This is a genomic window from Calidithermus timidus DSM 17022, assembly GCF_000373205.1.
GTDB classification, from domain to species: Bacteria; Deinococcota; Deinococci; order Deinococcales; family Thermaceae; genus Calidithermus; species Calidithermus timidus.
Map to the genome: position 1 here is coordinate 1 of NZ_KB890692.1, position 21542 is coordinate 21542.

At 66.1% G+C, this 21542-nt stretch carries 20 protein-coding genes; 6 read left to right on the forward strand and 14 right to left on the reverse strand.

From position 1 onward, the window contains the following. Nucleotides 1–63: 63 nt before the first annotated feature. The 4 genes from B047_RS0106140 to B047_RS0106155 form a co-directional block, all read right to left on the reverse strand. A complete protein-coding gene (locus B047_RS0106140; RefSeq protein ID WP_018466080.1) occupies nucleotides 64–918 on the reverse strand; it encodes an SDR family oxidoreductase in 855 nt (284 codons plus the stop codon). A gap of 114 nt (nucleotides 919–1032) precedes the next feature. Beyond that, nucleotides 1033–4029 (reverse strand): hypothetical protein, encoded by a 2997-nt coding sequence (locus B047_RS0106145; protein ID WP_157205830.1) that lies wholly within the window; start codon nucleotides 4027–4029, stop codon nucleotides 1033–1035. Between the two features lie 216 nt (nucleotides 4030–4245). Next, nucleotides 4246–4458, reverse strand: a complete 213-nt coding sequence (locus tag B047_RS0106150) for a hypothetical protein (protein ID WP_018466081.1) — start codon at nucleotides 4456–4458, stop codon at nucleotides 4246–4248. Between the two features lie 8 nt (nucleotides 4459–4466). Further along, entirely contained in the window at nucleotides 4467–5060 is a 594-nt protein-coding gene (locus tag B047_RS0106155) for a hypothetical protein (protein WP_018466082.1), read from the reverse strand. A gap of 119 nt (nucleotides 5061–5179) precedes the next feature. On the opposite strand from B047_RS0106155, the gene B047_RS0106160 reads away from it, so the two are divergent. The 3 genes from B047_RS0106160 (at nucleotide 5180) to B047_RS0106170 (ending at nucleotide 7719) form a co-directional block, all read left to right on the forward strand. After that, nucleotides 5180–5911 (forward strand): metallophosphoesterase family protein, encoded by a 732-nt coding sequence (locus B047_RS0106160; protein WP_018466083.1) that lies wholly within the window; start codon nucleotides 5180–5182, stop codon nucleotides 5909–5911. A gap of 20 nt (nucleotides 5912–5931) precedes the next feature. Beyond that, nucleotides 5932–6861, forward strand: coding sequence for a DNA polymerase III subunit gamma/tau (locus tag B047_RS16370; protein WP_040779474.1), 930 nt, complete (start codon nucleotides 5932–5934; stop codon nucleotides 6859–6861). Between the two features lie 81 nt (nucleotides 6862–6942). After that, nucleotides 6943–7719: a PSP1 domain-containing protein gene (locus tag B047_RS0106170; protein WP_018466085.1), complete on the forward strand. Its 777-nt coding sequence runs from the start codon at nucleotides 6943–6945 to the stop codon at nucleotides 7717–7719. A gap of 224 nt (nucleotides 7720–7943) precedes the next feature. Here the strand turns inward: B047_RS0106170 and B047_RS0106175 are convergent, their stop codons facing one another. From B047_RS0106175 to B047_RS0106185, 3 genes are all read right to left on the reverse strand, one after another. Next, nucleotides 7944–8708, reverse strand: a complete 765-nt coding sequence (locus B047_RS0106175; protein WP_018466086.1) for a methyltransferase domain-containing protein — start codon at nucleotides 8706–8708, stop codon at nucleotides 7944–7946. A gap of 78 nt (nucleotides 8709–8786) precedes the next feature. Next, nucleotides 8787–9077, reverse strand: coding sequence for a tRNA-specific adenosine deaminase (locus B047_RS0106180; protein WP_018466087.1), 291 nt, complete (start codon nucleotides 9075–9077; stop codon nucleotides 8787–8789). Further along, complete coding sequence (locus B047_RS0106185) at nucleotides 9074–9688, reverse strand: diguanylate cyclase (protein WP_018466088.1); 615 nt, start codon at nucleotides 9686–9688, stop codon at nucleotides 9074–9076. Before B047_RS0106185 ends, B047_RS0106180 begins: the two co-directional genes overlap by 4 nt. A 360-nt stretch (nucleotides 9689–10048) precedes the next feature. On the opposite strand from B047_RS0106185, the gene B047_RS0106190 reads away from it, so the two are divergent. Then, nucleotides 10049–10678 (forward strand): hypothetical protein, encoded by a 630-nt coding sequence (locus B047_RS0106190; protein ID WP_018466089.1) that lies wholly within the window; start codon nucleotides 10049–10051, stop codon nucleotides 10676–10678. 98 nt (nucleotides 10679–10776) lie between these two features. Here B047_RS0106190 and B047_RS0106195 read toward each other — a convergent pair whose 3' ends face one another. The 7 genes from B047_RS0106195 to B047_RS0106225 form a co-directional block, all read right to left on the reverse strand. Then, entirely contained in the window at nucleotides 10777–11712 is a 936-nt protein-coding gene (locus B047_RS0106195; RefSeq protein WP_026234642.1) for an ABC transporter permease, read from the reverse strand. Between the two features lie 65 nt (nucleotides 11713–11777). Further along, nucleotides 11778–13646 carry an ABC transporter permease gene (locus B047_RS0106200; protein ID WP_018466091.1) on the reverse strand — a complete coding sequence of 623 codons (1869 nt, stop codon included), beginning with the start codon at nucleotides 13644–13646 and terminating at the stop codon, nucleotides 11778–11780. A 92-nt stretch (nucleotides 13647–13738) separates the two neighbouring features. Continuing rightward, on the reverse strand, nucleotides 13739–14464 hold the full coding sequence (locus tag B047_RS0106205) for a hypothetical protein (RefSeq protein ID WP_018466092.1): 726 nt from the start codon (nucleotides 14462–14464) through the stop codon (nucleotides 13739–13741). Between the two features lie 92 nt (nucleotides 14465–14556). Then, complete coding sequence (locus B047_RS0106210; protein ID WP_018466093.1) at nucleotides 14557–15177, reverse strand: deoxynucleoside kinase; 621 nt, start codon at nucleotides 15175–15177, stop codon at nucleotides 14557–14559. A 4-nt stretch (nucleotides 15178–15181) separates the two neighbouring features. Then, a complete protein-coding gene (locus B047_RS0106215; protein ID WP_018466094.1) occupies nucleotides 15182–15811 on the reverse strand; it encodes a deoxynucleoside kinase in 630 nt (209 codons plus the stop codon). A gap of 172 nt (nucleotides 15812–15983) precedes the next feature. Then, nucleotides 15984–17051: a S1C family serine protease gene (locus B047_RS0106220; RefSeq protein WP_018466095.1), complete on the reverse strand. Its 1068-nt coding sequence runs from the start codon at nucleotides 17049–17051 to the stop codon at nucleotides 15984–15986. 2 nt (nucleotides 17052–17053) lie between these two features. Further along, entirely contained in the window at nucleotides 17054–18901 is a 1848-nt protein-coding gene (locus tag B047_RS0106225; protein WP_018466096.1) for an arginine--tRNA ligase, read from the reverse strand. A 304-nt stretch (nucleotides 18902–19205) separates the two neighbouring features. Between B047_RS0106225 and B047_RS0106230 the strand changes: the two genes are divergently transcribed. After that, a complete protein-coding gene (locus B047_RS0106230) occupies nucleotides 19206–20429 on the forward strand; it encodes an MFS transporter (RefSeq protein WP_018466097.1) in 1224 nt (407 codons plus the stop codon). Nucleotides 20430–20564: 135 nt separating this feature from the next. Beyond that, a complete protein-coding gene (locus B047_RS0106235) occupies nucleotides 20565–21542 on the forward strand; it encodes a deoxyhypusine synthase family protein (protein WP_026234646.1) in 978 nt (325 codons plus the stop codon).

Genomic DNA, 21542 nt, shown 5'->3' on the forward strand with positions numbered 1-21542 from the left:
CAGCAAGACGCCTTGACCTCGAGCGCCCCACGCTACGAGTCCTCCGCCTTTGTTGATGGCTTTCTATTCCCTTTGCTTCTTCCGCATCGCCTCGAGCGCGTCCCACTGCTCCTTGCTCACGGCGTCGAGCACGTTGAACTCGCCTGAGCCCCACGCCTTCTCGCCGCCGTCGATGTAGATGAGGTCGCCGGTGATGAAGCCCGCGTAGTCGGAGATGAGGTAGGCGGCGAGGTTGGCCAGCTCCTTGTGCTCGCCCACCCGGCGCAGGGGGATGCGCTCCATGAAGAGCTTTTCGATCTCGGGGGTGGGCATCAGGCGGCTCCAGGCTCCTTCGGTGGGGAACGGCCCCGGTGCGATGGCGTTGAGCCGGATGCCGTACTTGCCCCACTCGGCGGCCAGCGAGCGGGTCAGGGCCACCACCCCGGCCTTGGCCACCGCCGAGGGCACCACGTAGCCCGAGCCGCCCTCGGCGTAGGTGGTGGCGATGTTGAGCACCGTCCCCTTGTGACCGCCGGCGATCCAGCGCTTGCCCAGCTCGAGCGTGCAGTAAAAGGTTCCGTGCAGCACGATCCCCAGTACCGCATCCACCGCCCGGTAGGAGAGGCGTTCGGTGGGGGAGATGAAGTTGCCGGCGGCGTTGTTGACCAGTACGTCGATGCGGCCAAAGTGTCCCAGAACGCTGTCCATCAGGCCCACGACTGCCTCGGGGTCGCGCACGTCGCAGGGCACGCCTAGCACTTCGCCCCCCGTCTGCTCGCTCATCTCCCTAGCGGCCTGCTCGAGCACCTCCTGCCGCCGCCCGGCGATGGCCACCTTGGCCCCCAGCTCGAGAAAGCGGGTGCTCATCGAGCGCCCGAGCCCGGTGCCGCCCCCCGTGACCAGCACGACCTTGTCTTGAAGTAAACCGGGTTCAAACATATGAATAGCTTACAATAAGTTCCCGCGGAAGCTGCCGATGCTCGGCAGCCGGATTCGGGGGCATATGTTCACCCCCACCGCGCGGTGGGGGTGAAGCTGAAAGCCTTGGAGCAATCAGGGACGTCCGTAGAGCGGGAGGCCGTTGGGGGGCAGGTTGAAGAACAGATCCAGCGGCACGTTCATGCCGTTGAGGGCCTGGGTGGGCGCCGGGGAGCCCGAGCTGGCCAGCTGTGCGGCGCTGAAGCGAAGGATCTGCCCGGTGCCGCCGCTCGAGAAGTAGGGCATGCTGGGGTTCCACTGCAAGCGCTGCCGGAGGCTGACGCCGGAGCTGGGTCTATCGTCGCTGACCCAGAGGTTGCCCTGGTTGTCGAAGGCCAGGCCGATGGGCTGCATCCAGCTAGAATCGCTGCTGATCTTCACTGCGGGCGCGCCAGTGTAGGAGCCCGTGCCGGGGCTGCACGAGGTGTCACCGTCGCAGTCGGCGGGGAAGGAGGAGGAGTTCACGTCGAAGCGCGCGATGAAGTCGCCGAGCTTGCTGGCGACCCACAACCTGCCTGCGCTGTCGAAGGCCAGGCTGATGGGGCCATGGAGGGAGTTCTTGTCGTTGGCGTTGAGGGTGTTGTCGTAGATGATCATGGCCGCGCGGCCGTTGTACCCGCTGCCGCTGCTGAGCTGGCTCGCCTTGAACTTGAGGACCTGGCCGGGGGAGTCCAAGGGGGTGTCGGAGGCGTTGCTCCCGGCGAAGGCCACTACCCACAGGTTGCCCTGGTTGTCGAAGGCCAGGCCGGTGGGGGTGGTCATGGTACCGCCGAAGTTATTGATCTTGTAGTCAGGCGCACCTGTGTAATCGCTGCTCAAGCGCGAAGCGTCGAAGCGCAGTATCCAGTGGTTGAACTGGTCAGCTACCCACAGGTTGCCGCTGGCGTCGAAGGCCAGGGAGCGCGGGGTTCCCAGGTCGGGGCCGGTGATGGTCACCGCCGGGCTGGGTGAAGCACCGCTGAGATCGGCGGCACGGTACATGCGAATTTGACCGCCTGTCCCCGAAAACTCGGGGCCGATGCCTACCCAAAGGTTTCCCGATTTGTCGAGCGCCAGGCCCCTCACCTTCTGGCCGCTTGACAGACCCAGATCCAGCGTTGTGGGCGTGCCTGCGGCCTGGTCGTAGCCCAGGAGGCGGTTGGTGTTGTACTCGATGACCCACAGCTTGCCCGAGCCGTGCTTGCTGTAGGTCACGCTGGCGCTGGCGCTGCTTCCCGCCGTCACCGTCGCCGTGGTGTTGTTGCCCTGGTAGTACTCATCTGTGGTGGACTGGGAAACGACCCCACCGGTTGCGGTAATGGTGTAGGTGCCCGGCTGACGGTCGTCGAAGGTGGTGCTGGCGGTGATGGTCTGGTTGAAGCCGCCAGGACCGCTGACGGTGACGCTGGCTCCGCTGCTGCTGGGCAGGTTGCTCACCGTCACTACCAGACGCCCGGATACGGCCGCGTAGCTCACGCTGGCCGAGGCATTCTGGCCCGCGACCACATTCACCGTAGAGGGGTTTGCGCTGCCGGTATAGCGGCTGCCCTCCTCGAGAACGTCGCTGGCGGCAACGGTATAGCTGCCAGGGGTCAGGCCGGTGAGGGTGGTGCTGGCGGTGATGGTCTGGTTGAAGCCGCCGGGGCCGCTGACGGTGACGCTGGCGTTGGTGCCGCTGGGCAGGCCGGCGATGCTCACGCTCAGCTTGCCGTCAATGGGTGCATAGTTGACCTGTGCTTCAGTACTCTGCCCGGCGGTCACCGTGGCTGAGCTACCCGAGGCACTGTAGGTATAGCCACTGGCCGAGACGTTGGCTGGGGTGATGGTGTAGGTACCCGGCTGACGGTCGTCGAAGGTGGTGCTGGCGGTGATGGTCTGGTTGAAGCCGCCGGGGCCGCTGACGGTGATGCTGGCGTTGGTGCCGCTGGGCAAGCCGCCGATGTTCACCACAAGTCGTCCGGTGGTCGCGCTATAGCTGACGTCGACCGTTGCTGTCGCACCCGCGGGAACCGTGACCGGCGAGGTCGTGACCGTGCCAGCGTAGGTGCTGCCGTCCTTGGAGACGTTGGCAGCGGTGACCGTGTAGCTGCCAGGGGCCAGGCCGGTGAGGGTCTGGCTCGAGCCCAGGGTGATGCTCCCGCTGGGACCGTTGATGGTGATGGGTTCGTCGCTGCCCGGGGGGAGCCCGCTGGGGAGCCCGTTGACGTTCACCTGCAGGCTCCCGGTGTTGGTTCCGTAGCTCACGGTGACTTCCTTGGTGCTCGCGCCCGTCACCGTGACCGGCGACTCGCTCACCGTGCCCGCGTAGGTGTCTGTGCCCACGGTGAAGGGGTTGGCGGCGATGTTGTACTGCCCGACCGGGACCACGAGGCTCTGGCTGCCGTTGCTGCTGAAGGTGAGGTTCTGGCTGAAGCCGCCCCCCACCTTGGACACGGCTACGGTGGCGCTGGCCCCGCTGGGGATGCCGCTCACGCTGACGGTGAGCTTGCCGTCGCTCGCCCCGTAGGTGACCTGGCTGGTCGCCGTGACCCCCGCGGTCACTGTGAGTGTTGCGGGATCGACGGAGGCCACGTAGGTGTAGCCGCCCGCACTCACGTCGGCAGCGCTGATGCTGTACTGGCCGGGAACCAGCCCGGTGAGCGTCGTGCTGGTGGCGACCTTCTGGCTGAAGCTGCCGGGGCCACTCACCGTGATCTCGGGGCTGGCGCCGTCGGGCAGGCCGGCGATGCTCACGCTCAGGCTGCCGGTGCTGGCTTGGTAGGTCACCGTGACCTCGGCCTGCTTGCCCCCCTCGACCTTCACGGAGGTGCTGCTGGCGGAGCCAGAGTAGGTGTAGCCCCCGGCGGTTACTGCCGACACGCTGACCTGGTAGGTGCCGCTGGCAAGGTTGCTGAGGGTCTCGCTCTTTTTGACTTCCTTGCTGAATCCTCCGCCCTGCTTGCTGACGATCACCCTGGCGTCGGCGCCCGAGGGCAGGCCTTCGATGGTTACCTTGAGGCTGCCCGGGGTGGGAGTGCAAGCTGCTAAGATGAGAAGGAGCAGTACCAAGAATCCAAAGTGATGCCAGTGATGCCGATGCCTTTGAACGTTCATCTAGAAGCCTCCGTGAGTTAGAGGCTAGTGGCCGAGGCGTGAAGGGGCAGTAACCCTGGGATGAGCCTTAGGAAGGGTGTCTGTGTTTGGTGATTTAGTGGTGTGAGCTGGAGAAGGTTTAGTGAAACGTCCACATAACGGCGTTAATTACGTTACGTCCCGCCTCGAGCAAGCAAAAAACCCCGCCGTAGCGGGGCGGTTTCCCGGCGCCAGAGCCTAGCCGATGGCGTTATGGGCCTTGCCCAGCAGCAGCATGGCCCCGATGGTGGCGGCGGAGAGGATGATGAGGACCAGGGCGAAGCCGATGTAGCGCAGGTCGGCGCCTTCACCCTCGACGTTAACGCTCTTGGGGTTGAGGGCCAGGTAGATCAAGCTGGTGACCAGGATCGAACCGATGACGAAGATCAGGGTAAAAACCGCACCGAGCATCAAGCCTCCTAGACATTCAAACGCCAGACCTGCAACAGGGCCTGGAGGGTCTTCTCTAATCCTACCAGGCCGACCCCGTAGGTGGGTATTCCCCGCTCCCAACCATAGACGCCGATGGCCGGGCCGGGGATCCGGAGGAGTTCGGCCTCGAGCTCACCCTTCCAGGCCCGCGCGGCGGAGACTTCCCGGTAGCGCAGCCCGGTGGGCGCCTCCACCTCGATGGTCTGAGCATCTCCGTCGGGATTGGAGTCGGCTGGGGTAAAGCTCGAGCCCACCCCCTCGCCCTCGGTCAGGATGAGCGCGCGGCGCGGGCGGACCCACTCCAATGCCCGCTGGAAGGGTGCGCCGTGCCCCCCCGAAGCGTCCAGACCCAGCACGATGCGGCCCTTGTATTCCAGGTTACGCAGCGCGCGGATCACCGCCTCGCCCCGCCCCCTGGGGGTCCACAGCAGCAGGGTTTCGCCGCCATAGCTCCCCTCGAGCCAGGCGTAGAAACTGCCCAGCTCGTCGTATCCGGTGCGGACGTGCCGCGCCAGGATTTCCTCCAGCCACGCCGGGCCGACCTCCGTCATTGACGCGTTACGCTCCTCGGCCTCGAGCACAGCCACAGCATAAGACGCAAAGCGCAAAACGCAAGACACCTTGGGGCCTACCACGCGCTCTTTAGGCGGGCTTGAAGGGACTCTTGGCCCCCGGGCCACGTGCCGTATGATGTGTCACTGTGCGCTACCTGATCCTCTCCGACCTGCACGGTAACTGGAGTGCCCTCGAGGCCATCGTGCGCGAGGCCAGGGACTGGGAGCGGGTTCTTTTTCTGGGGGACGCGGTGGGCTATTACCCCGATGCCGAGAGGGTGGTGTCCTGGCTGACCTCGCACGATGCCATCGGGGTGCTGGGCAACCACGACGCCTGGATGCTCTCGCTGGGCTCTTTGGACGTCGAGGGGCCCATCCTCGAGATCATCGCCTGGCAGGCTGAGCGCATGAGCGCTAGTAGCCACGCTTATCTCTCCAAGCTGCCCGTGGCCACCACCGTCGAGGGGGCCTTGCTGGTGCACGGCAGCCCCTGCGACCCCATGCAGTACCTCGACGACCTCGAGCTCGCCCGACAGGGCTTCGACTGCACCGCGGCCCGCTGGGTCTTCCACGGCCACACCCACCTGGCCGGGGCCTACCTCTCCCTCGACGGCCCCAACGGCCAGTGGGTGCGCTACCAGCGCTACACCAACGGCGGCGAGTTGATCCTCGCACCCAAGGTGCGGGCCATCGTCAACCCCGGCTCGGTGGGGCAGCCCCGCGACGGCACGCCGGGGGCCGCCTACGCCATCTGGGATAGCGAGGAGGACCTGGTCGAGTTCTACCGGGTGACCTACGACCTCAAGCAGGTGTTGCGCCGCATCGAGGAAGCGGGCTTCCCCAACTGGCTCTACGAGCGCTTGCTGCAGGGGAAGTAGAAGCCGTCGACGATAGCTGGATGGGGAGACCGCAGTTGAAGCCATCGATCCTGGGACACGAGCGCATCCTGAAGCTGCTGCCGAGCCTGAGCAGCCAGAGCCTGCTGTTTACCGGGCCTGAGGGGGTGGGGCGGCGGGCGGTAGCGCGGTGGTACGCTTACGGCCTCAACTGCGCCGAAGGCTTTCCAGGCTGCGGCGAGTGTGCTTCTTGCCGCCTGGAGGAGCACAGCGATTACCTCGAGATCGCCCCCGAGGCCGAGACTAAAACCGGGCGCAAAGCGCGCAACCTGCAGATCCGGCTCGAGCAGATCGCCCCCCGCGAGGACGGCGGGGAGAATCTGCTGGATTGGCTCTCGACCTACCCGCGCTTCCGGGCCAAGGTGGCGGTGATCGATGGGGCCCACCTGCTCAACGAGCCCGCTGCCAACGCGTTGCTGAAGGTGCTCGAGGAGCCTCCCGCTTACGCCCGGCTCATCCTCGTCGCGCCCAGCCGCGAGATGCTGCTGCCCACCCTGGCCTCGCGCTCGCTCGAGCTGGCCTTCGGCCCCCTGTCCGAGGAGACGCTGCGCGGCCTCACCCGCGACCCTGAGGTCCTGGCCTACGCCGAGGGCAGCGTGGGGCGGGTGCGCTGGGCGCTCGACAACCCGGCCCTCTTCAACCAGCTCCTGGGGCGGGTGCAGGGGGTGCTCCAGAGCCTGGAGGAAGGCCCGGCCCAGACCCTCGAGGCCCTGGGACCGCTGCTCGAGACCGAAGGCGGCCTGAACTACCTGGCCCGCAAGCTGGGGCAGTCCCTTCCCCCCGAGGACCCGCGCCGCGCCGAGGCCCTGCTCGCCATCCACCAGGCCCAGGAGGCCCTGAGCGCCTACGTGAGCGAGGACCTGGTGCTCAGCTGGCTGGGCCTGCGACTGTGGGCGGCGGCGCAGGGGCGCGAAACCCTATCAGGTCACTGAAATTGTAGAGTGAGGGCATCAGACTCCGGTCTGTGAACCCGCTGGGGGCCGCTGCCCCGGGGTCTAAAGCGAGGAGGATCGATGGACTGCGTAGGCGTCCGTTTCAATCACGGCCCCAAACTCTACGACTACAGCTTCAGCGGGGAACCCCCCGCCCAGGGGAGCTGGGTGGTGGTCAGCACCCCCAGGGGCCTCGAGCTCGGCAAGGTGCGCACCGCGCCCCGCTCGGGGCGGCCCCAGGGCGAGGTGGTGCGGCAGGCCACCCCCCAGGATCTCGAGGCCGCCAGCAGGCTGCGCGAGCGGGCCGAGGACCTCAAGTGGTGGCTCAAGGCCAGGTTCCGCCGGGAAAACGTCCCGGCCAAGCTGCTGGGCTGCGAGTTCACCCTCGACGGCAACCACCTCTCGGTGCACTACTCCGCCGAGGAGCGCGTGGACCTGCGCCGCTGGGTGGGGGAGATCTCCCGGTTGGCGGGTGCCCGCGTGGAGTTCCTGGCGCTGGGCCCGCGCGACCAGACCGCCTACTTGGGCACGCTGGGGGCCTGCGGCATGGAGTCGTGTTGCTCGACCCACCTGCAAGACTTCGCCCAGGTCTCCATCAAGATGGCCAGGGACCAGCAGCTCCCGCTGTCGCCCGAGAAGATCTCCGGCCCCTGCGGTCGCCTGCTGTGCTGCTTGCAGTACGAGCACGAGCTCTACCAGGAGCTCCTGGCGGGACTGCCCAAGAAGAACGCCAAGGTGTGTACCATCCACGACGTGTGCGGCAAGGTGGTCAAGCTCAACCCGCTGGCCCAGACCGTGGACATGATCACCGAGGAGGGCAGCATGGTCACGGCCCACAAGGACGAGCTGCGGCGCTGAAGCAGAGCGGGTGCGGGCGGGTGCCGGCGGCGTGGCTCTGGGTCGGGCTGGGGGCTTGTCCCTGCTGGGCCTGCTGGCGGCCGGTGAGGGAGTCGGTGCAGGACTGTTCCAGCACCCGCAGGTACGCCACCCTCCACCCGGCGCTAGCGATCAATGCGCCCAGCAACAAACCTCCCACCCAAGCCCTACGCGGCCCGCTCCCGCCCTGGATTGCGTGTCGGGCGTTACACGGCGGGCTTGCTCGCCGCCAGCAGCACCCGTTTGAAGCCGTAGAACACCGGCTTCTGCGGCATCAATTCGTTCAGCCTCGAGCGGTAGCGCTCGAGGAAAGCCCCCTGCAACTCCTCCGGCAGCACGCCCAGGTAGGCGGTGAGCAGCGTCCCCTTCACCCACTCCACGATCGCGTCGGCGTCGGGGAGGACGTGGGGGTACACCTTGAGCACGGCGGTGATGTCCTGCCCGCCGAGGTCGAAGAACAACTGGGCGTAGTCCTCGACCGGCAGGACCGGGTGGCGGCGGCCGCTGTTGGGGAAGTACGCCCTGAACTCCGGCTCCTCGGCGACCTCGCGGGCCAGGCGGTGGGAGGGGTGGTCGCCGTTGGCGGGCATCTGCACCACCATCTGCCCGCCGGGGTTCAGGCAGCCCCAGAGCCGGGCGAAGAGGGTGGGGTGGTCGTCGGCCCACTGCAGCGCGGCGTTGGAGAAGATCAGGTCGTACTGCCCCTCGAGCTCCCGGAAGTCGCCCTGCACGAAGCTGAGCCCCTCGCGGGCGAAATTCTGGCTCCTGGCGAGCATCTCGGGGGAGCTGTCGAGCCCGGTTACGGTGCTGCCGGGCAGGCGGTCGGCCAGGCGGCGGGTGAGCTCGCCGGTCCCGCAGCCCAGGTCCACGGCCCGCAGGCCGGGCCTGACCTTGACCAGCGCGAGCAGGTCGTCGAAGGGGGCGGTGCGCTCGGCTTTGAATTTCTCGTACTGTTCGGGGTTCCAGGGCATGGCGTTACTCCAGGGGTTGGGAAGCTAGCGCTTGCGGGCAGACCCGGCCCGCGCGCCCCAGGCTGGGGGAGAGGTTGGTCACCGGGCCTCCTCGGGCTCGGGCCAGGGGAACTCCCCCAGGCGCCCCCGCAGCCCCTCCCAGCGCCGCATCAGGGCGCGGATCTCGCGGGCGAGGTCGCGGCCCCGGTGCCTGTCGTAGTGCGACTGGGCCTGCAGGATGCGGTGGCCCCCGCCGTAGGGGTCGCCGGTGGGCAGCACCCGGTTGCGCCCCTCCGCGTCGGTGAGCACCGCCCCGATGGGGTAGGTGCCTTCCTCGAGGCTCCGCGGGGCGAGCTCCACGGCCCGCTCCATCCAGCGCCGCTCGATCACAGGAACTCCCGGTACTTGTCGAGCAGGTCGGCCAGGGCCTCGCGCAGCAGGGCGGCCTCGGTGCGGCCCAGGCGCTCGGACAGCGTGGCGAGGCGGGCGAGCTGGTTCTTGGGGTAGTAGTTCGACTTCAGCACCATCTTGTCCTCCACGTAGATCGCCACCCGGCTGCGCCCCTCGCGCTTGGCCCGCAACAGCGCCTCGTCGGCGGCCTGGAGCAGTTGTTGGGGGTCGGAGACGTGGCGGGGGAAGCTGGCGATGCCGATGGACAGCCGCACCGCCAGCGAGACCTCCCCCACGTTGTGCTTGCGACCCGCGAGGTACTGCCGGATCTCCTCGAGCTGGATCAGCGCCTCCTCGGGGCTGGCCCCCGGCAGGGCGCAGGCGAACTCGTCCCCGCCAATGCGGGTGAGCAGGCTGCCGGGGGGGAGGCTCCCGGCCAGCGCCTTCATCACCAGCGCGATCACCGCGTCGCCCACCTCGCGCCCGTAGTTCTGGTTGACCGGCATGAACTCGTCGATGTCGGCCACCGCCACCGAGACAGGGCCGTCCCCCTTCCAGTTCGTCAGGGTTTGATAAAAGCTCTCGCGGTCGAGCGTAGTAGCTCCGGTCATATGGCATCCTCTCTAGTAGCTTTCACGTATATATATTATGAGGCACATATATACGTGTAAAGTCATGCGAATGGAACCCTTTCATACCGGATTCAAAAAGATAATCACCCAAAGCAAAGACCTTCAGAGGCTATCTTTTTGAATCCTAGAGCACACCCCTCCCTAACGGTCGGCCGCCCCGCCTTGGCGGGGCGGCGTCCCCATTCGGGAACGAACTGACCGAATCTGGTATCAAGAGGTTTATCGCGGTTTGCGGGCATTTTGCCGCTGGGAGGAGCGGCAAAACCGGCGATCGAGCCGCCGATCCAGCTTCCAGCTTTGGCTCAGTCATTCCGCAAATCGCTCTATACAATGGGCCTGATGCTCAGCCTCGCCCGCGTGCTCTCGGTGACCTTGGGGATCTTCGCCCACCACCCGCTGGGGGTGCTGTGGGTCACCTTCGTGGCCCTGCTCTTCAGCTTCGTAAGCTTCGGGATCCTGATCGGGCCCATGCAGGTGGGCTTCAACGCGGTGATGCTGCGCTACCTGCGCCGCGGCGAGTGGGCTCCTGAGCTGCTGTGGCAGCAGTTCCGCCGCGAGGCTTTCCTCGCGGGGTGGGTGTACCTAGCGTTGCTGCTGGTGGGGCTGGTGGTGCCGCTGCCGCTCGAGCGCTTCTCTCCGGCTGTGGCCGAGCTGCTGCGCTTCGCAGCCAACACGGTACTGGGGTTGCTGTGGTTTTATCCCTTCCAGTACCTCGCCGAGCAGCACGGCTCCTGGACTTGGGCGGTGCGCGAAGGCTGGCATTTGATCCTGCGGGCCGGTGTGCCGCGCCACGTGTTGCTGGTCCTGCTGCTCCAGCTCATCAACTACGTCCCTACCGGAACCTCGCTGCCGCTGCTCGACCTCTTTGTGCTGGTGCTGCTGGTAGGCATTAGCGGCCTGATCGGGGTGGTGGCCTATGTCCAGCTCAATCCGCAGCCACAGGGTAATACGCCTGATGGGCGAGGGTAGGGGGTTGCTAGTGGGAGACTGGCGGCTCGTGGTGAAAAAGAAGCCCTCCCCACCAGCGGGGAGGAGCGCTTCGCCTACGACGCACGACCCGCGCCCGGCTATTTCTCGTACGGCTTGCCCACAGCCGCCGGCGGGCGGCTGCGCCCGATGAATCCGGCCAGCACCAGGATGGTGAGGACGTAGGGGATGGCCTCGACCACCACCGAGGGCATGACCTCCCCTCCTTGGAGCTGGATGGCCAGGGCCCGGAAGAAGCCAAACAGCAGCGTCGCCCCCAGCACGCCCAGCGGATGCCACTTGCCAAAGATCAGAGCCGCCAGGGCGATGAAACCCTGCCCAGCCGACATGTTCTTGACGAACTGGTTGAGGAAGCCGACGGAGAGATAGGCCCCGGCCAGCCCGGCCAGCAGCCCCGAGAGGATCACCGCGGTGTAGCGCATGCGGTAGACGTTGATCCCCATGGTGTCGGCGGCTTCAGGCTGCTCGCCTACCGCCCGCAGGCGCAGACCCCAGGGGGTTTTGAACATCACCCACCAGCACAGCGGCACCAGCAGGAAGGCCAGGAACACCAAAGGAGAGATGCTCTCCCCTGCGATGGGGATGTTGACCAGGCGGTTCTCGACCTCCTTGGAGTTGGTGGTGGTGTTGTATAGGGCCTGCATCAGCACCGGCGGTGCCCCGGCGGCCAGCAGGTTGATGGCGGTGCCGGTCACGATCTGCTCGGCCCTGTAGCGGATGACCGCGATGGCGTAGACGGTGGCTACCAGGCCGCCCATTAGCATTCCGGCCAGCACCCCCACCCAGGGAATCCAGGCTGAGCGGGCCAGGGGATCGCTGGCCAAGATGGGGGCTTCGATGCGCTCGACGCTAATGGCAGCAGCGGCGGCTCCGAAGAGAATCATGCCCTCGAGGGCAATGTTGACCACCCCCGAGCGCTCGGAGAACATGCCTCCGAGGGCCGTGAGCAGCAGGGGAGTGGTTTGGCGCAGGGTCGAGAAGAACAGCGCGACGAGGATGGCCGACTCCACCCGCATGCCCAGAACCACCACGGCGATCGCCGCTACCACGAGGAATCCGATTGTGAAAGGCGACAGGCGCTTCATCCGGCCCTCCCGACCAGCGCTTTCTCGAGCGCTTCTTGCTCGGCGCGGGCTTCGGTTTCCACCTGGGCCGCTTGCAGCGGATCGATGAAGTAGCGCGGCAGGAAGCCGCCCGCGGCGATGAACAGCACGATTAGGGCCTGCAACACCGTCACCAGCTCGCGGCTTATCGCCAGCTGCTGGTTAAGGTCTAACCCCCCGGTGAGCAGCACCCCGAACAGCAGCGCCGAGAGGCTGATGCCGATGGGGGTATTCTGCCCCATGAGGGCCACTGCGATGCCGTCGAAGCCCACCCCGGTAGGCAGGGATTGCTTGAGGCGGTACTCGTCTACCCCGCCGCCCAGCACGTAGTGGGTGGCGGCTAGCCCGGCCAGGGCTCCCGAGATGGCCATGGCCAGTACGATCTTCGAACGCAGGTTGACCCCGCCGTACTCGGCGGCCTTGGGGGCGAGCCCGACCGCCCTCAGCTCGTAGCCGCCGGGCGTGCGGAAGAGGTAGAAGTTGTAGAACAGCAGCGCCAACACGGCCAGCAGGAAAGCGCCGTTGAAGCGTGAGGAAGTGAGGGCGCTGGTAAGCTCTACCGCCGGGCCCGGCAGGAAACCGCCCACGGCGTACCCCACCAGCACCGCCGCTGCCGAGACCAGCAACCTGCGGCCGAGCTGGGCGCGGCGCTGGGTGTAGTAGACCCCCAGCCCCAGCAGCAGGGCCAGGGGAATAGCCCAGGAGATGTGTCCGTCGCGCACGAGCAGGTCGAGCATCAGGGGGATGCGCGAGCTTTCCTGTACCTCGTTGCTGCGGGCCTCGAAGCCCTCAGCTTTGAAGGGTAGGTGCACCGTGACCCCGAAGAACTTGTACTCGTTGGAGGCGATGAGGAAGAGGAACAGCGAAGCGGCGACGTAGTTGAGCATGATGGTGTTGATCACCTCGTGGGCTCCGAAGCGGGCCTTGAGCCATCCCGGGATGGCTCCCCACAGGGCCCCACCCGCCGCCGCGGCGGCGATGGACAGCGGCAGGGTGATCCAGCTGGGGCCGCTTAGGTACACACCCACCACCATGGCACAGATGGCCCCCAGCGTGAGCTGTCCCGGCGCTCCGATGTTGAACAACCCTGAGCGGAAACCAAAGGCCACCGCCAGCCCGGTGAAGATCAGCGGCGTGGCCAGCAGCAGGCTTTGGAACCAGCCGGTGAGGCTGATGATGGGACTGAAGAGGAGCTGGAAGGTGTAAGTCACCAGGTCGAGCTTGGTCGCCACCGCGTCCAGCAGAGGCAGTACCTTGCCCTCGGCGCCCAGGCCGGGCCGGATGAAGCCCACCACCAGCGCCCCGATGAACGAAGCCAGCAGCAGCGAGACCAGCGGCACCACCACGCCCCGGTAGCGCACCAGGAAGGCCTTGCCCCCAGGCAGTTGCAAACGGGCCAGGATCAGCATTCCCAGGCTGAAGAACACGCCCAGGTAGGCCCCCAGCGACAGGCTGAAACGCCGCAAAGGCAACCGGCGCGGGGAGGTGCCGGCCTCGAGCGCGGGTCCGTTGACGGCGTTGACGCTCTGGTAGAACACCACGGCTTCGGCCACGAACAGCAGCAGCCCCACCGCCCCGACCCCGTACAGCAGCCGCGCGCGGGTGCGGGCGTTGGGCACGAACAGCGCCGCGCTGGCGACGAGCACCAGCAACACCCACACCCAGAAGAACGGCGCTGCCCAGCCGGTGTTCACGGCGGGAAGCTCGAGGTTTTGCGGGTTGACGAGGTCGAAGGGCGTGAGCAGCACCCCGACCCCGCCGAACTCGCGCTTGAGCACGGCCCACGGCGCGATGGCCATGAGCAACACGACGACGAAGTTCAATGCAAGCAACAGATAGCGCACCATGTGGCCCCCTGCACTACGGGGATTCTAAGCCATGCTGAGCGCAGCTCATAGCTGCGTGTAGCATTCTGGTGCGGATGGGGAGGATTGGGCTGTCAGCGCCCCAACAGCCGTGCGGCTTTAGCCCGGTACTCAAGGTTCAGCATGGCGGTAGAGCCCTGGGGTTCGAAGTTGAACGAAAGGACAGGGCTGGAGGCGCCGAACTCGGCGTAGAAGCTGAACGCACTGCTCAGGGAACTCGGGCTGCTTTGCTGTACCGCTTTGACAACGCCCTCCTCCGCGTCGGTGATCTTCGTCACCGAGAGGTTCCAACCCTTCTTGAACTTCAGCGCTTCGCTCCAGCCGCTGCAGGTGATCGTGACATCCTGGTCGCTGTAGTACCAGCCCACGTCGAAGCTGTCAATGTAGTTGAGCAACTCGTCGCCCACGCGCAGCCTGGGCGCATCGAGGGGGAAGTCGATGGCGAAGGGGTAGAAGTCCGCGCCGCCATCTGTCTTGCCGATCGCTTTAACCGGAGCCAGGTTGGCGGTGGTGGGGTTGGCGGTGCAGCCCGAAGCGAGAAGCTGGCCCACGGGCTTCAGATCGGTGTTTGCTAGGGTGGGCAGGCGATACTCGAGCCCACCTTCTGCCGTGACCTCGGCCTCGAGCACGGCGGCGCTGTTGACCAGGTTCACGAAGGTGACGGTGGCCGTGGTGCCGCTGGGCCAATTCTTCAACTGCACGCTGCCCCTTTCCCCGCTAACGCCCGCTGAGGGGCCAGGGCAGGCGGTGAGCACGAGCAACAGGCCGGTGAGCATCGGGGTCAGGGATAGCTGTTTCATCCCTAAAAGCCTAATGGGTCTTGGGTGAGAAAGCATAAGGGTGTGGACGGGCGCGGGCCGTACGCAAGACGCCTTGCTCCGCCAGCCAGCGTTCATATGAACGGCAGGGCCAGCCCGTAGCTCTCGAGCAGGGTGAAGACTTCCTGCTGGGCGGCGGGGTCGTCGGCGAAGTTGAGGCGCTGGGTGGGCAGGACCAGGACGGGGGAGAGGTCGTAGCTGGCGATCCAGGCGGCGTAGAGGCGGTTGAGGGCCTCGAGGTAGCTCGCGGGGATGGACTGCTCGTAGGCGCGGCCCCGGCGGGCGATGTGGGCTTGCAGGGTGGGGAGGTCGGCCTCGAGGTAGATCAGGAGGTCGGGCTTGCGCAGGGCCGGGGCGATGCCCTGGTAGAGGGCCATATAGGTCTGCCAGTCCCGCTCGGAGAGGTGACCCTCGAGGTAGAGGTTCTGGGCGAAGATGTGGGCATCCTCGAAGACGGTGCGGTCTTGCACCACGTAGGCGGCGTCGTTGATCTCGCTCAGGTGTTGCTTTAGCCGCTTGGCTAGGAAGAAAACCTGCGAGTGGAAGGCCCAGCTTCCCATGTCCTGGTAGAAATCGGCCAGGTAGGGGTTCTCGTCCACGGCTTCGTAGACCGGGCGCAGGGCGTAGCGGCGGGAGAGCAGCGAGGTCAGGGTGGACTTCCCCGCTCCGATGTTTCCGGCGATGGCGATATACATAGCGCTAAATGCGAGGAGGCACGCCGGCCCTAGTTTCTGTCAGCCCCAGGCGCTGCTGCGCCTGGCTTACGATCCAATCCTGGTCGGCGGGGTTGTTGGCGTAGTCGATTTGGTCGGCCTCCACCACCCACAGCGGGTGGGGATAACTGGTGAAGTGGTGCTCGTAGGCCGCGGCGAGGCGCTCGAGGTAGGCCGGGTCCATGCCGGCTTCGAAGCTGCGGCCCCGTTGCCGAATGCGTTCCAGGATCACGCTCAGCGGAGCCCGCAGGTAGATGGTGAGGTCGGGGGTCGGGATGCGGGGGGAGAGGTGCTCGTAGAGGTCGGAATACAGCGCCCACTCGTCGCCGCAGAGGTTCATGGCGGCGAAGATGGCGTCCTTGTCGAAGAGGTAATCGGCGACCACGCCCCGGCTGAAGAGCTCGGGCTGGGCCAGGGGCAGCAATTGCTTGTAGCGCGAGAGCAGGAAGAAAACCTGTACCTTGAAGCCGTAGCGCACTGGGTCTTGATAGAAGAGAGGAAGAAAGGGGTTTTCCTCCACCACCTCGAGCAGGGCCTGCACGCCCAGGCGCTTGGCCAGCAGGTGGGTGAGGGTGGTCTTGCCCACCCCGATGACCCCCTCGATCGCGACATACATGACGGAGTGAGGCTACCCGGACTGAAGGAATGGGTCAAGACTTGACAGCAGTGAGCGATGCTCGATAGCTAGATGCCGGGCGTAGGTATCGTACGCATGGTGCAAAACCCATATCCTCAACTGTACGCCTGGACGAAGCACACGCCACCAACCCTCGCCGGCAGTTCGGCGTTTATGGCCTCGCCACCATGGTCAACGTCACCTCGATGCGCCGTCCCTGCCGCCAGACGGTCAGCCGCACCTTGTCTCCCACGCGGAAGCGTGCGATCTGCTGGATGACCTCGGCCCGGTTCCTCACCGGCTTGCCGCCCACCGCCAGGATCACGTCGCCCAGGCTGGTGAGCTTGCCGTTGGGGTTGCGCTCGGCACCGCGCAGACCTGCGCTGCGGGCGGGAGAACTGGGCTCGATCTGGTCGATCATGGCGCCCTGGCTGCTGATGAGGCCCACGCTGCGCAGCAGGATAGGGTCGAGGTCGGTGAGGTCGACCAGGCTGGCTCCCAGCCAGCCTCGCTGCACCCGCCCGAAGCGCTCGAGGTCTTGCACGCTCTGCCGCACCAGGTCGCCCGGAATGGCCAGGCCGATCCCAGCCAGCCCACTGGGGGGCCCTACCACCATGCTCACCACCCCGATCACCTGTCCCTGGAGGTTGAGCATGGGCCCGCCGGAGTTGCCCTCCTCGGTGCGGGCATCGGTGAAGAGCACCTCGCCCACTTCGGTACCGATGTCGGTTTGGGGTGCCTCCTGCACCAGTTCGACCGGGCCCACCTTGGAGAGGATGCCGTAAGTCACCACGTGGCGTTGCAAGAAGGGGCTACCGATGACCACCACACCCATGCCGATGGGCAGGTTTTGCGAGCTGCCAAAGCTGAGCGTCGCCGGAGCCCGCACCCCCTGCACGCTGAGGATGGCGATGTCGATGCCGCGATCCACCGCGAAGACCTGGGCGGGATAGGGTTGCCCGTCGTAGAGGACCACCCGCAAGTCCTTGAGGCCCTGGATGACGTGGTAGTTGGTGACGATGCGGGTGGGGCTGTAGAAGAAGCCCGAACCCCCCACCGGGTCGTTGCCTCCGGGGCCGAAGCTTTCCTGGGGGATGCCCTCGACCTTGACCACCGCGGGCAGGGAGCGCTGGATCACGGTTGTGCGGGCCACTTCCTCAGGGGTGATGAGCCGGGGACCCTGGGCCAGCGCCAGTGCCAGCAGCAGGATGAGTGCTAGTCCAACGACCGATCGCATCATAGCTACATTACTTCGGGAGCCTGCAATCCCAACAGCCCCAGCCCCTGGGCCAGGGTGCGCTTGAGGCTACGCACCAACTCGAGCCGCACCCCGCGCAAGCCCTGTGGGGCGCTAAGTACCGGGGTCGCCGATTTGCCGTCGGGGGTTTTGGCGTTGTAGTAGGCGTTCCAGACCGCACCCAGCTCGAGCAGGTACTGCGCCAGCAGGTTGGGCGCTTTGTGCTTGGCGGCCTCCCCGACGGTTTCACCAAAGCGAAGCAGGGCTTTGGCCAGCTCGAGCTCGTAGGGCGTGACCTGGCCGAAGTCGGGAGCTTCGTTGGCAAGTCCCTGCTCCTCGGCCTTGCGCAGGATGGATGAGGCCCGCGCGTGGGCGTACTGCAGGTAGGGTCCGGTGTCGCCCTCGAAGGCCAGGGCCTGATCGTAACGGAAGTCGATCTGCTTTTTGGCCTCGGTCTTGACCATGGCGAAGCGCACCGCCCCCACCCCTATGGCCTCAGCCGCCGCTTCGGGCTCGGGGTGGTCGGGGTTTTTCTCGGCGATGACCGCCCTGGCCCGCTTGACGGCTTCATCGAGCACCTCGTCCACGCTGACGGTGATGCCCTTGCGCCCGGACATCTGCTGTCCCTCCAGCAGCACCGTCTCGTAGGCCAGGTGGTAAGCACCCTCGGCCAGGTCGTGCCTTCCGGCCACCTCGAGGCCCGCTCGCACGATCATCTGCGGGTGTGACTGCCGGGCGTCGATGACGTTGATGGTCTGCGTGGCTCCGACGTGCTCGAGCACCGAGCCCGAGGGGGTGCTGGTGTACATGGGGCGGCCTGGGTGGAAGGCGGGGTAGTCGCCGGGGTAGGGGTCGAATTTGAGCCCCTGTAACAGGCCCATCTTCCACATCTGGAAGGCGATGTCCTTGGCGTAGTAGGTGCTGGCCCCATTCGAGCGCACCAGCACGAAGTAGGGGTCTTCCAGCCCCGGGATGATCTGCGAGGCGTCGATCACCAGCGCGCCGGCGTACTTGCCCTCGCTGGGCCTGAAGACATAGGGGCTCTTCTCGAGGATCTCCAACGCTTTCTTCAACAACCCCTCGTGCACGATGTCCGACTCCCACACCAGCACGTCGTAGCGGGCACCCAGGCGGTGCATGGTCTGTAGCTGGCTGCGCAGGATTTTGTCCACCTCCTCGCGCAGCTTGCCCTCCTCGAGCTGGTGCAGCACCTCGGCGATCTGCGGCTCGAGCAGGGCCTTCTTGGCCTCGTCGGCCAGCTCCCTGTGCAGCCGCACATAGGCCTCGCCCACCCAGTGGTCGTACTTCTGGCTGCCGTCGTACTTCAGGCCAAAGTAGCGCAGCGCGAACAGCGAGTCGGCGGCCTGTCGCCCGGTGTCGTCGATGTAGTTGAGCACCTCCACCTCGTGCCCGGCGAAGTCGAGGATGCGGGCCACCGAGTCGCCCAGGCACACGTTGCGCAGGTGGCCCACGTGCAGCTCCTTGTTGGGGTTGACGGCGGTGTGCTCGACGAGCACCTTGCCCGGCTGCTTGGGGAAGGGGCGCACGGCCTCGAGCGCCGAGCGCACCACGTAGCCGGGCTCGAGTTCGAAGTTGAGGTAGCCGCCCACCGCGAAAGCGCGCCGGACGAAGGGGGGCGGCTGCAGCTTCTGGGCGATATCGCCTGCGATCTGGGCCGGGGCCTTGCGCAATACCCGCGCCAGGCTGAAGGCCACGGGGGTGCCGTAATCGCCTTCCTTATCGCTGGGGGTTTCCTGGATGATGATCTCGGGGATCTCGTTCACACCCAGGGCGCTCAGAGCCTGGGCGACGCTTTGTTGGAGCTGGGCCTTGAGAGGTGGCTTCGGCGACATCAGGGTTCTATGCTATCAACCCGCTACCTTCGTGTGAACTCGGGCGGGAATCGTCTGCACAGGATGTAGGGCTGTAGCCCGGAGTTATACCAGATTCGGTCAGTTCGTTCCCATTCGGGAACGCCGCCCCGCTTTGGCGGAGCGGCCGACCGCTAGGGAGGGGTGTGCTCTAGGATTCAAAAAGATAGCCTCTGAAGGTCTTTGCTTTGGGTGATTATCTTTTTGAATCCGGTATTAGAAGAGGAAGGGAAAAGGGCTTTGCGTCTTACGCACGGCGTACGACCCTGATATACTCGCCCCAGCCATGCAGAAAACCCGCTTGGCTGGCGTCGCGCGCTACTTTGGCTTCTCGGCCTATTGGTTCGGCTTCTCCTTTCACTGGTTCTTGCTGCTGCCCCTGTTGATGCCTGCCGACGTGTTGCGTTTCGTGGGGCAGGAGCAGCAGGGCACCTACCTGGGCTGGCTGGCCGGGACCTTGGCGCTGATTCCGCTGCTGTTGCCACCCTTTTTGGGCATGTGGTCGGACCGCCTGGGCAGGCGCCTGCCCTTCATGGTATGGGGTACGAGCATCAATGTGCTGGGCCTGGCGGTGATGTTCTTCGCGCCGGGCTATTGGGTGTATGCGGCGGGTTACGTGTTGGTGCAACTGGGCAACTCGCTGGCCTCGGCTCCCTACGCTGCGCTGATCCCCGACCTGGTGCCCGCTCACGAGAAGGGGGCAGCCAGTGGGGTGATGGGCTTTTTTCAGCTCTCGAGCCAGATCGCCGGAGGGGTGGCCGCCTTCGCCCTGGGGGGTAGTCGCGAAGGGCAGTACCTGGCGATCATCCTGGTGCTGTCCGCCTGCACCTTCATCACCCTGCGCAGCGTGCGGGAGCCCCAAGTCAGGCGCGATGCCGAGCCGCTGGACTTGCGGGTGTTCTTCCGTCCCCAGTACGCCGGGTTTCGCTGGGTTTTCCTCACCCGTGCCCTGGTGGAGTCGGGGCGCTTCGCGGTGCAGCCCTTCTTGCTGTTTTACCTAAAGGACGTGATCGGACAGTTCCGGATCGGCCCCATCACCCTTCCCTCCGCCGAGTTGGCCCTGGCGGCTTTGCTGGTGCTGCTCTCGCTCACGGCAGCCCTCACCGCCATCACCAGCGGGCCTTATTCCGACCGGGTCGGCAAGAAGCCGGTGATCTACTTCGCCGGGGCCGTGATGGCGACTGCCGCACTGGGCTTCGCCCTGACCCATAACTTTGCCGTGGCGGCGCTGGCGGGCCTGATCTTTGGCCTGGGCTACGGGGCTTACGTCAGCGTGGACTGGGCCATGGCCACCTCGGTGCTGCCCGACCCTTCCAAACACGCGCGGGACATGGGCGTATGGCACGTGGCGCTGGTGTTCCCGCAGCTGTTTCAGGGCCTGTTCGGCCAGATCCTCGACGCGGGCAACCGGGCCAGCCCTGGTGGGGGTTACCCCATTCTCTTTGCCCTTGCCGTGACCCTCTTTGCGCTGGGAACGCTGTTCATCTCGAGGGTCCGGGGCGTGCGCTGAGGCTTGATTTTCCCGCCGCTTTCTGTACACTCTCAACCGTTGCCGCGATCTGGCGGCCCGGCATGGCGGGGCCAGCACCCGCCAGGGGGGAGCCGGAGCGACTCGCCCACCCCGCGAGCCTTGAAGGAGGATTTCATGTCTCGTGGAGCAGTGAGCCAGTTCATCAAGCACCACTTCCGGCACTTTAACGCCGCCGCCCTGGTGGATGCCGCCGAGGGCTACAAGCGCCACCTCGAGGGGGGCGGGGCCATGATGATCACCCTGGCGGGGGCCATGAGCACCGCCGAGCTGGGGCTGAGCCTGGCCGAGATGATCCGCCAGGACAAGGTGCAGGCCATCTCCTGCACCGGGGCCAACCTCGAGGAAGACCTCTTCAACCTCGTCGCCCATAACCATTACGAGCGCGTGCCCCACTGGCGCGACCTCACCCCCCACGACGAGCAGGCCCTGCTCGAGCGCCACATGAACCGCGTCACCGACACCTGCATTCCCGAGATGGAGGCCATGCGGCGGCTCGAGGGCGCCCTCATCGAGGAATGGACCCGCGCCGATGAGGCGGGCGAGCGCTACTTCCCCCACGAGTTCCTCTACCGCATCATCCGCTCGGGGGCCCTGGAGCAGTACTACCAGATCGACCCCAAGGACTCCTGGATGGTCGCGGCCGCCGAGAAGAACCTGCCCATCTTCGTCCCCGGCTGGGAGGACAGCACCACCGGCAACATGTACGCCGGCCACTGCCTCGCGGGCGAGATCAAGAACGTGCACACCGTGCGCACCGGTATCGAGTACATGATGGTGCTGGCCGACTGGTACGTGCAGACCTCGAGGGAGCGCTCCATCGGCTTCTTCCAGATCGGCGGTGGGATCGCGGGCGACTTCCCCATCTGCGTGGTGCCTATGCTGCACCAGGACATGCGCCGCCCCGACATCCCGGTGTGGGCTTACTTCTGCCAGATCTCCGACTCCACCACCAGCTACGGCTCCTACTCCGGCGCCGTGCCCAACGAGAAGATCACCTGGGGTAAGCTGGCCGTGGACACGCCGAAGTACATCATCGAATCGGACGCATCCATCGTGGCGCCGCTGGTTTTCGCCATCGTGCTGGACTGCTGA

Excerpts from the sequence above, each read along its gene's own strand:
- B047_RS0106210 (WP_018466093.1), bottom strand. The coding sequence starts at position 15,177 with ATGTATATCGCCATCGCCGGAAACATCGGAGCGGGGAAGTCCACCCTG.
- B047_RS0106170 (WP_018466085.1), top strand. The coding sequence starts at position 6,943 with ATGGACTGCGTAGGCGTCCGTTTCAATCACGGCCCCAAACTCTACGAC.
- B047_RS0106185 (WP_018466088.1), bottom strand. The coding sequence starts at position 9,688 with ATGACCGGAGCTACTACGCTCGACCGCGAGAGCTTTTATCAAACCCTG.
- B047_RS0106140 (WP_018466080.1), bottom strand. The coding sequence starts at position 918 with ATGTTTGAACCCGGTTTACTTCAAGACAAGGTCGTGCTGGTCACGGGG.
- B047_RS0106220 (WP_018466095.1), bottom strand. The coding sequence starts at position 17,051 with ATGATGCGATCGGTCGTTGGACTAGCACTCATCCTGCTGCTGGCACTG.
- B047_RS0106200 (WP_018466091.1), bottom strand. The coding sequence starts at position 13,646 with ATGGTGCGCTATCTGTTGCTTGCATTGAACTTCGTCGTCGTGTTGCTC.
- B047_RS0106150 (WP_018466081.1), bottom strand. The coding sequence starts at position 4,458 with ATGCTCGGTGCGGTTTTTACCCTGATCTTCGTCATCGGTTCGATCCTG.
- B047_RS0106225 (WP_018466096.1), bottom strand. The coding sequence starts at position 18,901 with ATGTCGCCGAAGCCACCTCTCAAGGCCCAGCTCCAACAAAGCGTCGCC.
- B047_RS0106215 (WP_018466094.1), bottom strand. The coding sequence starts at position 15,811 with ATGTATGTCGCGATCGAGGGGGTCATCGGGGTGGGCAAGACCACCCTC.
- B047_RS0106205 (WP_018466092.1), bottom strand. The coding sequence starts at position 14,464 with ATGAAACAGCTATCCCTGACCCCGATGCTCACCGGCCTGTTGCTCGTG.
- B047_RS16370 (WP_040779474.1), top strand. The coding sequence starts at position 5,932 with ATGGGGAGACCGCAGTTGAAGCCATCGATCCTGGGACACGAGCGCATC.
- B047_RS0106230 (WP_018466097.1), top strand. The coding sequence starts at position 19,206 with ATGCAGAAAACCCGCTTGGCTGGCGTCGCGCGCTACTTTGGCTTCTCG.
- B047_RS0106145 (WP_157205830.1), bottom strand. The coding sequence starts at position 4,029 with ATGAACGTTCAAAGGCATCGGCATCACTGGCATCACTTTGGATTCTTG.
- B047_RS0106235 (WP_026234646.1), top strand. The coding sequence starts at position 20,565 with ATGTCTCGTGGAGCAGTGAGCCAGTTCATCAAGCACCACTTCCGGCAC.
- B047_RS0106195 (WP_026234642.1), bottom strand. The coding sequence starts at position 11,712 with ATGCGGGTGGAGTCGGCCATCCTCGTCGCGCTGTTCTTCTCGACCCTG.
- B047_RS0106190 (WP_018466089.1), top strand. The coding sequence starts at position 10,049 with ATGCTCAGCCTCGCCCGCGTGCTCTCGGTGACCTTGGGGATCTTCGCC.
- B047_RS0106175 (WP_018466086.1), bottom strand. The coding sequence starts at position 8,708 with ATGCCCTGGAACCCCGAACAGTACGAGAAATTCAAAGCCGAGCGCACC.